The organism is Romboutsia ilealis (assembly GCF_900015215.1).
Classification (GTDB): Bacteria; Bacillota; Clostridia; order Peptostreptococcales; family Peptostreptococcaceae; genus Romboutsia; species Romboutsia ilealis.
This window is the reverse complement of the sequence record NZ_LN555523.1, coordinates 1,686,011-1,698,785: the sequence shown is the minus strand read 5'-3', so window position 1 is coordinate 1,698,785 and position 12,775 is coordinate 1,686,011. Positions and strand designations below refer to the sequence as shown.

Annotated in this window: 14 protein-coding genes; 13 read left to right on the top strand and 1 reads right to left on the bottom strand. The window is 27.1% G+C overall.

The window, feature by feature from the left end; all coding sequences use genetic code 11:
• The first annotated feature begins 15 nt into the window (after positions 1–15).
• Positions 16–711, top strand: a complete 696-nt coding sequence (locus CRIB_RS07980) for a polysaccharide deacetylase family protein (protein WP_180701862.1) — start codon at positions 16–18, stop codon at positions 709–711.
• Positions 712–1,184: 473 nt separating this feature from the next.
• Positions 1,185–1,493, top strand: a complete 309-nt coding sequence (locus CRIB_RS07975) for a hypothetical protein (protein ID WP_180701861.1) — start codon at positions 1,185–1,187, stop codon at positions 1,491–1,493.
• Positions 1,494–1,546: 53 nt separating this feature from the next.
• Here CRIB_RS07975 and CRIB_RS07970 read toward each other — a convergent pair whose 3' ends face one another.
• Positions 1,547–1,708 (bottom strand): hypothetical protein, encoded by a 162-nt coding sequence (locus CRIB_RS07970; protein WP_180701860.1) that lies wholly within the window; start codon positions 1,706–1,708, stop codon positions 1,547–1,549.
• Positions 1,709–1,975: 267 nt separating this feature from the next.
• On the opposite strand from CRIB_RS07970, the gene CRIB_RS07965 reads away from it, so the two are divergent.
• From CRIB_RS07965 to CRIB_RS07915, 11 genes are all read left to right on the top strand, one after another.
• Positions 1,976–2,560, top strand: coding sequence for an anthranilate synthase component II (locus CRIB_RS07965; RefSeq protein ID WP_180701859.1), 585 nt, complete (start codon positions 1,976–1,978; stop codon positions 2,558–2,560).
• Between the two features lies 1 nt (position 2,561).
• Positions 2,562–3,911 (top strand): aminodeoxychorismate synthase component I, encoded by a 1,350-nt coding sequence (gene pabB, locus CRIB_RS07960; RefSeq protein ID WP_180701858.1) that lies wholly within the window; start codon positions 2,562–2,564, stop codon positions 3,909–3,911.
• The gene (locus CRIB_RS07955; RefSeq protein WP_180701857.1) at positions 3,901–4,641 is read left to right on the top strand and encodes an aminotransferase class IV; all 741 of its coding nucleotides are present in this window, start codon (positions 3,901–3,903) and stop codon (positions 4,639–4,641) included. The genes pabB and CRIB_RS07955 overlap by 11 nt, the downstream gene beginning before the upstream one ends.
• Before the next feature lie 21 nt (positions 4,642–4,662).
• Positions 4,663–5,331 carry a hypothetical protein gene (locus CRIB_RS07950; RefSeq protein ID WP_180701856.1) on the top strand — a complete coding sequence of 223 codons (669 nt, stop codon included), beginning with the start codon at positions 4,663–4,665 and terminating at the stop codon, positions 5,329–5,331.
• 25 nt (positions 5,332–5,356) lie between these two features.
• Complete coding sequence (gene folE / locus CRIB_RS07945; RefSeq protein WP_180701855.1) at positions 5,357–5,929, top strand: GTP cyclohydrolase I FolE; 573 nt, start codon at positions 5,357–5,359, stop codon at positions 5,927–5,929.
• Positions 5,930–5,949: 20 nt separating this feature from the next.
• A complete protein-coding gene (gene folP / locus CRIB_RS07940) occupies positions 5,950–6,741 on the top strand; it encodes a dihydropteroate synthase (protein WP_180701854.1) in 792 nt (263 codons plus the stop codon).
• A 28-nt stretch (positions 6,742–6,769) separates the two neighbouring features.
• Positions 6,770–7,549, top strand: coding sequence for a 3-deoxy-7-phosphoheptulonate synthase (gene aroF, locus CRIB_RS07935; protein ID WP_180701853.1), 780 nt, complete (start codon positions 6,770–6,772; stop codon positions 7,547–7,549).
• Between the two features lie 237 nt (positions 7,550–7,786).
• Complete coding sequence (gene dnaG / locus CRIB_RS07930; protein WP_180701852.1) at positions 7,787–9,592, top strand: DNA primase; 1,806 nt, start codon at positions 7,787–7,789, stop codon at positions 9,590–9,592.
• Positions 9,593–9,609: 17 nt separating this feature from the next.
• Complete coding sequence (gene rpoD, locus CRIB_RS07925) at positions 9,610–10,758, top strand: RNA polymerase sigma factor RpoD (RefSeq protein WP_180701851.1); 1,149 nt, start codon at positions 9,610–9,612, stop codon at positions 10,756–10,758.
• 195 nt (positions 10,759–10,953) lie between these two features.
• Positions 10,954–11,643, top strand: coding sequence for a tRNA (adenine(22)-N(1))-methyltransferase (locus tag CRIB_RS07920; RefSeq protein WP_180701850.1), 690 nt, complete (start codon positions 10,954–10,956; stop codon positions 11,641–11,643).
• A gap of 16 nt (positions 11,644–11,659) precedes the next feature.
• Positions 11,660–12,757, top strand: coding sequence for a Nif3-like dinuclear metal center hexameric protein (locus CRIB_RS07915; protein WP_180701849.1), 1,098 nt, complete (start codon positions 11,660–11,662; stop codon positions 12,755–12,757).
• The last annotated feature ends 18 nt before the right edge of the window (positions 12,758–12,775 follow it).

The following is a 12,775-nucleotide window of genomic DNA, read 5'->3' as shown; positions in this document are numbered from 1 at the left end:
AAGGAAGTCATAAATATGTTTAAGTACAAAAAAATCACACTTATAATTACAGCTGTATTAGTTTTTTTTAGTAATTCGTTTATGTATGCTGAATCAATAAACGATGAGGAGGTATTTATAAAAAATGGTTCAAGAGATAAGAAGCTAATAGCACTAACATTTGATGATGGACCTCATCCCAAAGAAACTAATCAAGTTTTAGATGTGCTTAATAAGTACAATATAAAAGGTACTTTTTTTGTAGCAGGAAAACACGCTAACTGGTATTCAGATCCTTTGATTAGGGCAAATAAAGAAGGACACGAAATAGGAAATCACACATTTAACCATCCTGATATAACGAACTTGACAAATGAGCAATTAGAAGAAGAAATATTAAAATGTGAAGAGATACTTATAAAACTAACTGGTAAAAAACCAACATTATTTAGACCACCATATGGTAGTTATAAGCAAGAAGAGCTAGCATCAATTGCGAAGAAGCTTAACTATAAAATAGTATTATGGACTACTGTAGATGCTAGGGACTGGCAAAATCCAGCTGCGGAAGTTATAGCAAATAAAATAATAAATAATGCGAAAAATGGAGATATAATACTTTTACACGATTATGCAACAAATAATACTGTTGCTGCATTAGATATATTAATTCCTAAAATGATAGAGAAAGGTTTTGAATTTGTGACAGTATCAGAGATAATAGATAAATAATTACAGCAAAAGTTATAATGCTATACCTAAAATGGTATAGCATTTTTTACGCTTAAGGATATTATAATATTTAAAAAATGTGGATAAATTCTGAATGTAAGTAATATCAATAAATTGGTTTTGAGCGTAAAAAAGATTTTGAGCAACGGACGAAGTCGTTGGCGACATGAGCGAAGCGAATTTTTTACATATTACATATAAGGATACTATTAGAAGTAAACGTGTAGATAATATCTTAATATAAGCTATATTAAAAATTTTAGATTTAAAAAGGTAAAAAATATATTGTAAAAAATAATTAATTTAACATAATTTATATCTAATGAATATGTAAGTATGCTTAACATATACATTAAATATAGCGACTAAAAAATATGTAAGGGTGGATTTAGCATAAAATAAAGTATAATATATAACATTTAAAAAAAAATATTATATATTATAGTAATACTATCTTGAAAAGGATTGATTTAATGTATAATAAAATATATGAAAGAAAAGAATTTATGATATTTCAAGTTAGAGAAGGTTATATAGTTTACAATGCTAAAAAAAGTTTTCAAGAAGGTCACACTCATCTTAAACATTTTGAAGCTGCAAAAACAGCAATAGACTTAGTCATCAGAAAAAAGATTCCAAAAAGTACTCATGGATATTATTTAACTAGCCTCATTAGATTAAGTGAAGATGATGGCTATATAAATAAGATAAAAGAGTTAATGGAATCAAGAGCACAAAAGGGAAAAAAAGATAAGTATTATAATTCAAGAAATAAATCATAAAAAAGGAGCTTAAGCTCCTTTTTTATGATTTATTTCTTAGATAAGGGTATATTTTACTTGCTTGAATAACTAATATTTAGATATTCATTTTTAGATACCAAGTAAGTTGATATACCTTTTTTATTGTATTCTTTAAGCTTTATTATGGCCTCATGTTTTGACATGGGAGGCGATATAGATTTATTATCAGATCTTATAATCATATATTTATTCATATTTAGCCTCCAACAATATAATATATTTACAAATATTTTCTCTCTATAAATAGATATTTATACTAAAAATAAACACTCTATATTTGACTAAAATGACTATGTTGACATACATTTCTACAAAAATATATAATTATAAATATATAGTGATATAGAAAAAAGAGATTATATAAAGAAAATTTATAGATAACTCTTAAGTTTATTATTTTATATATTTAAATAAATAAAATAATAAAAGTTAAATTTTGATTATACAGGGAGGGAATAGTAGTGATTTTAATGATTGATAATTACGATTCGTTTGTGTACAACCTAGTTCAATATATCGGAGAATTAGGAGAAGAAGTTTTAGTAAAAAGAAATGACGAAATAACTATAGAGGAAATAAAGGAGTTAGATCCTGAAATAATAGTTTTATCTCCAGGTCCATGCTCACCAAAAGAATCAGGTATATGTATAGATGTTGTAAATAATTTCAAAGGTATAAAGCCTATACTTGGTATTTGTTTAGGTCATCAAACAATAGGCCATGTATTTGGAGGAAATGTTATAAAAGCAAATCAACCTGTACATGGGAAAGTGCACAGTATAAAACATACAAATAAAGGTGTTTTTAAAAATCTTAATAACCCATTAAATGTTACGAGATATCATTCATTAGTTGTAGATATTGACACGCTTCCTGAAGATTTAGAGGTTACCGCTATAACTGATAAAAATGAAATAATGGGAATAAAACATAAAAAGTATTTAATAGAAGGTGTACAGTTTCATCCAGAAGCAATATTATCAGAACAAGGTCATGATATATTAAGAAACTTTATAAAGGATGCTAGAGAAAGGATGGATATATAATATGATAAAAGAAATAAATACTAAGTTAAACTCCTTTGAGATATTTACTATATTTAGATATGAAGAAAATAGTTTTATACTAGATAGTGCTATGGATGAAAAGAAGTTAGGAAGATATTCTTTTATAAGTAGTAATCCATTTAAAGTATTAAAGTATAAAGATACTTTGAAAAATCCATTAGATAATTTACAAGAAGAATTAAAAAAATATAAGGTTGAAAATAAAACTAATTTGCCATTTATAGGAGGAGCAGTTGGATATTTATCTTATGATTTAGGCAACTATATAGAAAGATTACCTAGAACTGCTATTGATGATACTAATGTATATGATTTATATTTTGGATTTTATAATTGGGTAATTGTAGTAGATCACTTAGAAAACAAAACTTATATAGCGACTCCAGATTTAGATATTGAAGAAGAAAATAAAATAGTTAAAAATATAGAAAAAAAGATATATGAGTCAGAATTAAATGGAGTAGATAGCATATGTTATGAAGAAAAAGAAGTATTAAAAACGAGGCTAGAGTCAAACTTTACAAAAAATGAATTTGAAAATGCTGTAAGGAAAGTTCAAGATTACATAAAACAAGGTGATATATATCAAGCTAATCTAACACAAAGATTTAGTGGGAAAACAACTCTATCAAGTTATGAATTATATAGAGATCTAAGAAGATTTAGCCCTGCACCATTTGGTGCATTTTTAAACTTTGAGCATAGTCATATATTATCAAATTCTCCTGAAAGATTTATAAAATGTGTAGATAAGAAGGTTGAGACAAGACCTATAAAAGGAACAAGACCTAGAGGAAAAAATATAGAAGAAGACTTAAGGCTTCAAGAGGAACTGAGAAAAAGTGAAAAAGATAGAGCTGAGCTTCTTATGATAGTAGACTTAGAAAGAAATGATATAGGTAGAATTTCAAAGATAGGAAGTGTTAAAGTACCCGAATTATTTATTATAGAACCTTATGCAAATGTAAATCACTTGGTAGCTACTGTAGTTGGAGAAATAGAAGAGGATAAAGATTGTATAGATGTAATAAAAGCAACATTCCCAGGAGGATCTATAACTGGAGCCCCTAAAATTAGAGCTATGGAAATTATAGATGAGTTAGAACCAACGCAAAGAAATGTTTATACAGGTTCTATAGGATATATTGGATTTAATGGAGATATGGATTTAAATATAGCTATAAGAACTATTGTAAAACAGGATGATAATGTATATTTCCAAGTTGGTGGAGGAATGACATGGGATTCAAATCCAGAGGATGAATATCAAGAAACATTAGATAAGGCTCAATCTATAATGAAAGCATTAAGAAGTTATTATGAAGAATAATATATCTTTTAATAGTAATTTAAGCAAATTTGGGATAGGTCTATTTGAAACTATAAAAATAGAAAATGAGCCTATAGATTTTGATTTACATATGAATAGACTATATAATTCGGTAAAAGATTTAAACATAAAAATTGATGTAGATAAAAATATTTTAAAAGAAGAAGTTTTAATGTATATAAAAAATAATAATATAAAAAATAAAGCTTTAAGGATAACTTTATTTGATGAAGGATATAACATATCAATTAGAGATATTATTTATAATGATAAAATGTACAATGAAGGATTTAAATTAACTATTTCTCCTATAAAAAGAGGAGATAGTATTATATATAGGCATAAAACAACTAATTATTTTGAAAATATATATACTAAAGAGTATGCTATTAATAATGGATTTGATGACGCGATATTTTTGAGTACAGAAGATAAAATACTAGAGTGTTCTATGTGCAATATATTTTTTATAAAAGGTAATAAGATATATACGCCAAAGGATGAATTACCAATATTAAATGGTATAATGAAAAAAAGGATAGAAGATATTTGCATTGAACTAAATATAGAGGTAGTAAAAAAAGAAATATACATAAATGAAATAAATAATTTTGAATTTTCTTTTGTAACTAATAGTTTAATGGGAGCTATGAAAGTAAAATTAATAGAAAATACAGAATACAATAATGATAATATATTATTTAAAAAAATATTATCCAAATTAACTTAAAATATTTATTGGAGAATATATATGAAAAATAGTATTTATAGTATTTATAATAAAGAAATTAAAAAAATCATAAATAATGAAAATACTAAGGCTATATACTTAGTAGGTTCATCTAAAAATGTGGATTTACAATCAGATAACGCATCAGTTAATGATATTGATTTGTTTGTTTTTACAAAGAACGGAGATAAACAAACTAGGATAGTAAAATATATAGAAAATATTGAATTTGATATAAATTATTTTTCTGAAAAAGGGGTACAGAAATTTATAAACGAAAAAGAATATTTTTTCTTAAAAGAAATGAAAAATCCAAAAGTAGTATATGATAAATTGGGCATATCAAAGGATATAATAGCTTTATGCAGGAAAAAATTTACAGAGGGTCCTGATAGATTATCAAATGAAGATGTAAACTTATTAAAATCTAATCTTTATGCTAAGATAGAGGGTTTAAAGAGTAAAGAAAAATTTGATGTTTTTGAATATGAGTTTTTGACTAATTTATATTTAAAAGATATAATAGTTGGGTATTTTATTATAAATAATAAATGGATACCTAAAGATAAAAAGTTATTCAAACGCTTAAAAGATGAAAATATAGAAGTATTTAGATTATGCAAAAAAGTCATTGAAACTTATGAGTATAAGGACTTGATAAATGTATATAAATATATATTTAGGCAATAAACTATAAATCAAGGGGGCTAACTTAATGAGCAATGTAGATAAGGATAAAATAAAAAGAGCAGTTAGAGATATACTAGAAGCAATAGGAGAAGATCCTGATAGAGAAGGATTATTAGATACTCCAGATAGAGTAGCTAGAATGTATGAAGAAATATATTCAGGTATTCATCAAGATCCTAGAGAGCATTTAAAAGTAATATTCCAAGATGAAAAACATGAAGAATTAGTTTTAGTAAGAGATGTTTCGTTTTACTCATGTTGTGAGCATCATTTAGTTCCATTCTTTGGTAAGGCGCATATAGCCTATTTACCGAAAGATGGAAGGCTTACTGGTCTTTCAAAACTTGCTAGAGTAATAGAGACTTTAGCTAAAAGGCCGCAATTGCAAGAGAGAATAACTAAATCTGCAGCAGATATAATAATGGAAGAGCTTAATCCATATGGAGTTATAGTTGTTGTTGAAGCAGAACATATGTGTATGACTATGAGAGGGGTTAAAAAACCTGGATCCAAAACTATAACATCAGCAGTTAGAGGTATATTTGAAAAAGATATAGCTGCAAGGGCTGAAGCTATGAGTTTAATAACTATGAAATAATAAAATAGGAGATATACAAGATGTTTGATTACAATGAGAGAACTTATATAATGGGTATATTAAATGTTACTCCAGATAGCTTTTCTGATGGAGGTAAATTTAATAGCGTAGATGAAGCTTTAAAGCATGCTATTAAAATGGTTGAAGAAGGCGCAGATATAATAGATTTAGGTGGAGAATCAACAAGACCAGGACATAGCTATGTAGATGCAGATGAAGAATTAAGAAGAGTAATACCTGTTATAAAAAGGCTTAAAGAAGAATTAGATACGCCTATATCTGTAGATACTTACAAAGCGAAAGTTGCAGATGAAAGTTTAAAATTAGGTGTAGAAATGATAAATGATGTGTGGGGTCTTAGAAAAGATAAAGATATGGCAAGTGTAATAGCAAAACACAATGCTCATGTTTGCATAATGCATAATCAAGATGACACTGAGTATGATAAGGATATAATGGAATCTATAAAAGAATTCTTATTAGAGAGCATAAATATAGCGATAGAAGCTGGTATAGATAAAAATAAAATTGTTTTAGATCCCGGTATAGGTTTTGGAAAGACTTATGAACAAAACTTAGAAGTATTAAAAAGATTAGGTGAGCTAAAAACGTTAGGATATCCTATACTTCTGGGGACATCTAGAAAATCAGTAATAGGAAATACGCTAGATCTACCTGCACAAGAAAGAGTAGAAGGAACTATAGCAACAACTGTCTTAGGAATAAGGGATGGAGTAGATATAGTAAGAGTTCATGATGTAGAGAAAAATTTAAGAGCAGCTAAGATGGCTGATGCTATATACAGAAGGTAGCAAGAACTAGTAAAGGAGTATATAGGTGATGAAAAAAAACCTATTTGATAGAAATTTAAAAATAGAAATTAATACAGATAATAAAAGATTAACATTAAAAGAAGATAAAATTATAATTGCAGGACCTTGCGCTATTGAAAGTTACGACCAATTACTTAAAACTGCAGAGTTTGTAAAAAGTAAAGGAGCAAACATATTAAGAGGTGGCGCATACAAGCCAAGAACATCTCCAAATTCTTTCCAAGGATTAAAAGACGAAGGTCTTGAAATACTAAAAGCAGTAAAAAAAGAAACAGGTATGGCTGTTATAACAGAGCTAATGGATATAAGAGAGCTTGATAAATTATATGAGGTTACAGATATAATTCAAATAGGTTCTAGAAATATGCAAAACTTTAATTTATTAACAGAAGTTGGAAAACAAGATAAACCTATTATGCTAAAAAGAGGTCTGTCTGCGACTATAGGTGAATGGATAGGTGCTGCTGAGTATATAGCTGTAGAAGGAAATAGCAAAATTATAATGTGTGAAAGAGGTATAAGAACATATAATGATTACACAAGAAATACATTAGATTTGGCTGCAGTACCTATTATACAAAAAGAAACTGGGCTTCCTGTAGTAGTTGATCCATCTCACGGTACAGGCGTTAGATACTTAATAAAGCCTATGTCTATTGGTGCATTTGCAGTTGGTGCCGATGGAATTATGGTAGAAGTACATCCTGAACCAGAAAATGCCCTATCAGATGGCATGCAATCGCTTAATTTTAGTGAATTTGAAGATTTAATGAACTATATAAAATAAATCAAAAAAGAGGTAAATTACCTCTTTTTTTATGACTAAAAAAGTATTAAATAATAAAAAAATTGTAAATACTTAATTATATATAAATAAATATTTAAATATTTTAAAATATATTTTTCTTTAAAAAAGAAGGAATTTACCAAAAAAAGTCGAAATATGAATAATGAACATTTGACAAATCTACAATATAATGTAAAATAGATATGTTAATATAAAAAAACACCAGAAGGTGATAATATGAATGATATAAAAGATATTATAGAAGAGATAAAAAATCGATGTGATATAGCAAATATTATATCTAGCTATATAAACATAAAACCATCAGGGTCAAATTATAAAGGATTATGTCCCTTCCATGGCGAAAAAACACCATCTTTCTACATAAATACATCAAAGCAAATTTATAAATGTTTTGGATGTGGTGAAGGTGGAGATGTTATAAATTTTGTAATGAGAATTGAAAATTTAGATTTTATGGACGCAGTTAAATTATTAGCTAATAGATGCGGGCTAGAAATCAATACTCATGTAGATGAATCTACAAAGGAAAGAATGGAAAAATCTAAAAAATTTCAAGATATACATGTAGAGGCAGCAAGATTTTATTTTTCAAATCTTATAAAAAGTAAAAATCCAGGATATGAATACCTAAGAAAAAGAGGATTAGATGATAAAGTCATAAAAAAATTTGGTTTAGGATATTCTCTAGATTCATGGAATTCACTTATGAACTATCTAATATCGATAGGATATAAAAATGAAGATTTAATTGAGTGCGGTTTATTTGGATACAAAAGTGAAACTAAAAAGATTTATGACAAATTCAGAAATAGAGTAATGTTTCCTATATTTGACTATAGAGGAAATGTCATAGGATTTGGTGGTAGAGTATTAGATGACTCTTTGCCCAAATACTTAAATTCGCCAGATACATTAATATTTAATAAAAGACAAAATCTATATGGACTAAATTTTGCAAGAAAAGAGATAAAAGATAGAAGTGTAATACTAGTAGAAGGATATATGGATTTAATATCACTTTATCAATATGGAATAAAAAATGTAGTAGCTACTCTAGGAACAGCCTTAACTGATGGACAAGGGAGTTTAATAAAAAGATATGCAGATACAGCTATTATATCTTATGATTCGGATGAAGCAGGTATTAAAGCAACTCTAAGAGCAATAGAAATCCTTAATAAGTTAGACATTAACGTTAAAGTATTAAATTTAAAGGAATGCAAAGATCCTGATGAATTTATAAGAAAATATGGAGTTGTGGAGTTTGAAAAAGAAATTCAAAATTCAACTCATTATATAAAATATAAAATAGATAATTTAAAAAGAACTTTTAATATACAAAAAGATGAAGAACGAGTAAAATTTGCAAAAGAAGCATCAAAAATAATACAAGAAATAAAAAGTCCGGTAGAAATTGATTATTATACTAAATACTTAAGTGAACAAATTGATATAAGTATTGAATCTATAAAGAAAGAAGTTTATGGTAAATATTACAACGGAAATCAAAATAAAAATAATAAAAAAATATATATAAAAGATGAAAAGATAATTGAAAAGCCAAAAGCTATTGAAAAAGGAAAGCTTCTAGTAGAAGAAAATCTTATAAAAATAATGTTAGATAGTAAAAAACATAGAGAAATTATATTATTAAAGATAAATGAAGAAGACTTTTTAGAAAAAGATAGCAAAGAAATTATAAATTGGTTAATTAAAAATAAAGATTTGGATAAAATAACTATTGACAAAATCAAAAGTTTAAAAATATCCGAAGAATATATTAAGGGATTAGAAAGTATATCTTTAGATAATCTTGATTTAAATAATACAAAGAATATAGATGAGATAATTAAAAATATAAGGAAAAATAGCCTTAACGAAAAAATTAATATGTTATTGAAAGAACAAATATATATTGAAAAGAATAAAGACGTTAAAGATACGAAAGAGGTAGATTCTAAAATTATGGAAATAGCTTTAAAGATAGTTGAATTAAGAAGACAATTACAAAGGTTATAATGAGAGGAGGTCTAAATATGGAAAATAAATCAAACAAAAAAGAATCAAAAAGAATGACAGCTAAAGGTTTAATTGAAAAAGGTAAAAAACAAGGATCTCTTACTCTTGCTGAAATAATGGAAGCTTTTTCAGAAACGGAGTTAGATAAGGATCAAGTAGAAAATCTTTATGAGACATTAGGTAACTTAGGAATAGAAGTTATAGAAAATAAAACGGATAAAGTTGACATAGATTTTCCACAAGATGATTTAGATTTAGATGGATTAGATGAAAGCATAGTAAAAGATGATACACCAATTGAAATAGAAGAAATAGATTTATCCCTTCCAAAAGGAATAAGTATTGACGACCCTGTTAGAATGTATCTAAAAGAAATAGGAAAAATACCTTTATTAAAGCCACATGAAGAAGTAGAATTAGCTAGAAGAATGAATGAAGGTGATGAATTAGCTAAGCAAAGATTAGTAGAAGCAAACTTAAGATTAGTTGTAAGTATAGCTAAAAGATATGTTGGTCGTGGAATGCTTTTCTTAGACTTAATACAAGAAGGGAACTTAGGTCTTATAAAAGCAGTTGAAAAGTTTGATTACGTAAAAGGATTTAAATTTAGTACTTATGCTACATGGTGGATAAGACAAGCTATAACTCGTGCTATAGCAGATCAAGCAAGAACTATAAGAATACCTGTTCATATGGTTGAAACTATAAATAAGCTAATAAGAGTTTCAAGACAGTTACTTCAAGAATTAGGAAGAGATCCAAAACCAGAAGAAATCGCTAAGGAAATGGATATGACCGAGGATAAAGTAAGGGAGATAATGAAAATAGCTCAAGATCCAGTATCTCTTGAAACTCCTATAGGAGAAGAAGAAGATAGTCATTTAGGAGACTTTATACCAGATGATGATGCACCGGCGCCAGCAGAAGCTGCAGCGTACTCGCTATTAAAAGAACAAATAGAAGATGTATTAGGTTCTTTAAATGAAAGAGAACAAAAAGTATTAAAATTAAGATTTGGTCTTGAAGATGGACGTGCAAGAACTCTTGAAGAAGTAGGTAAAGAGTTTGATGTAACAAGAGAACGAATAAGACAAATCGAAGCTAAAGCTTTAAGAAAATTAAGACATCCAAGCAGATCTAAAAAACTTAGAGATTATTTAGATTAAAGTAAATATATAAATACAAAAATTCGCCTTTTGGGGCGAATTTTGTAGCATATAGGAAAGTTTACGGTATGATGTATGTATTTTTAGACATTAAAATACATTATATCTAATAGTAGATAGTAGAATTTTAAAATACAAATACTATTATTATTCATGGAATAAAGAAGCATTATTTAGTAAGGAAGGAAATTATATATGAAATTAACAGATAGATTATTAACAATAGCAAATTTAGTTACAAAGGGAAAAAGAGTAGCAGATATAGGGACAGACCATGGATATATCCCAGTATATTTATTAAATAAGGGACATGTTGATTTTGCAATACTTGCAGATGTAAATAAAGGACCTTTAGAAAATGCCAGAAATGAAGTGAGGCACAATAATTTAACTGATAAGGTAAATTTAAGATTAGGTTCAGGGATAGAAGTACTTAATGAAAATGAAGTCGATGAGGTAATAATAGCTGGTATGGGAGGAATATTAATAAGTGAGTTACTAGAAGCTAAAAAGAGTGTAGCACATAATTTAGATAAGTTAATTCTTCAACCTATGCAAGCTCAAGATGAACTTAGAAAATATCTTTTAAATAATGGATATGAAATATTAGATGAAGTTTTAGTTAAAGAAGACTTTAGAATATATGAAATAATAGTAGCTAAATATATTTCAAAAAATACTAGTGTAGAGGATGAAATATACTATGAAGTTGGTAAAAAACTTATAGAAAATAAAGATCCATTGTTAAATGAATTTATAGATAAAAAAATATTTATGTACAATTCAATACTTAAAAAATTAGAAGGTAAAATTGGTGAAGAGATAGATAAGAAGATAAAGATAAGTACTGATAAAATTTCAAAGCTTGAAAAATTAAAAAATTAAAATAAAGGGGTATAATATGTTACTAAAAACAATTATAAAAAAAATAGAGTCTAAGTATCCATTGAATTTAGCCTACGATTGGGATAATGTTGGTCTTTTAGTTGGAGACTTTGATATGAATGTGGAGAAAGTATTAGTCGTTCTTGAAGCAAATGAAAAAGTTATAGATGAAGCTATAGAAAATAATATAGATTTAATAATAACTCACCATCCATTTATATTTAAAAAGATGAATAAGATAAACACAATGGATTTAAAAGGAAAGCTTATACATAAGCTTATAAAAAATGATATAGCTCTTTACTCTATGCATACAAACTTTGATATAGCTTATGATGGATTAAATGATTATTTTATGAAGTTAATGGGATTTGAAAATTCAAAAGTGCTAGAAGTAACAAATACAGAAACTTTATATAAATTAGCCGTATATGTACCTACTACTCATATAGATAAAGTAAAAAATGCATTAGCTGATGCTGGTGCAGGCCATATCGGAAACTATAGCCATTGTAGCTTTAGCAGTCAAGGTGTGGGAAGTTTTAAGCCACTTGATAATTCAAATCCTTATATAGGAAGTCTAGGTGAACTAGAATTAGTTGAAGAAGTTAAAATAGAAACTATAGTGCCACAAAGAATATTAGGTGGAGTAATAAGTTCTATGATAAATGCTCATCCTTATGAAGAAGTGGCATATGATATATATAAACTTGAGAACAAAGGAAATTCTGTAGGTTTAGGACGAATAAGTAAATTACAAGATAATATAACTTTAGAGGAATTATGTAATAAGATAAAAGAAAAGCTTAATATTGATCATATTAGAGTAGTTGGTAATCTTAATGATAAAATAAATAAGGTTGCAGTAGTTACTGGATCTGGAGCAGATATGTTTAAAAAGGCTAAAAGAAGTGGAGCAGATGTATTAATAACTGGAGATATGAAATATCATGATGCTCAAGATGCCCTAGATATAGGAATGAATGTAATTGACTGTGGACATTTTGACACAGAAGATATATTTAAAGATGCAATCAGTATCTATTTAGATGATATTAAAGGCATAGAGGTAATAAAAAGTAATATTAATTTAAATCCGTTTAAAATAGTATAGTAAAATAAAAGTGTCATA

Bases quoted from the DNA above. Each gene is read 5' to 3' on its own strand.
- CRIB_RS07980 (WP_180701862.1), top strand. From the start codon at position 16: ATGTTTAAGTACAAAAAAATCACACTTATAATTACAGCTGTATTAGTT.
- CRIB_RS07975 (WP_180701861.1), top strand. From the start codon at position 1,185: ATGTATAATAAAATATATGAAAGAAAAGAATTTATGATATTTCAAGTT.
- CRIB_RS07970 (WP_180701860.1), bottom strand. From the start codon at position 1,708: ATGAATAAATATATGATTATAAGATCTGATAATAAATCTATATCGCCT.
- pabB (WP_180701858.1), top strand. From the start codon at position 2,562: ATGATAAAAGAAATAAATACTAAGTTAAACTCCTTTGAGATATTTACT.
- CRIB_RS07955 (WP_180701857.1), top strand. From the start codon at position 3,901: ATGAAGAATAATATATCTTTTAATAGTAATTTAAGCAAATTTGGGATA.
- CRIB_RS07950 (WP_180701856.1), top strand. From the start codon at position 4,663: ATGAAAAATAGTATTTATAGTATTTATAATAAAGAAATTAAAAAAATC.
- folE (WP_180701855.1), top strand. From the start codon at position 5,357: ATGAGCAATGTAGATAAGGATAAAATAAAAAGAGCAGTTAGAGATATA.
- folP (WP_180701854.1), top strand. From the start codon at position 5,950: ATGTTTGATTACAATGAGAGAACTTATATAATGGGTATATTAAATGTT.
- aroF (WP_180701853.1), top strand. From the start codon at position 6,770: ATGAAAAAAAACCTATTTGATAGAAATTTAAAAATAGAAATTAATACA.
- dnaG (WP_180701852.1), top strand. From the start codon at position 7,787: ATGAATGATATAAAAGATATTATAGAAGAGATAAAAAATCGATGTGAT.
- rpoD (WP_180701851.1), top strand. From the start codon at position 9,610: ATGGAAAATAAATCAAACAAAAAAGAATCAAAAAGAATGACAGCTAAA.
- CRIB_RS07920 (WP_180701850.1), top strand. From the start codon at position 10,954: ATGAAATTAACAGATAGATTATTAACAATAGCAAATTTAGTTACAAAG.
- CRIB_RS07915 (WP_180701849.1), top strand. From the start codon at position 11,660: ATGTTACTAAAAACAATTATAAAAAAAATAGAGTCTAAGTATCCATTG.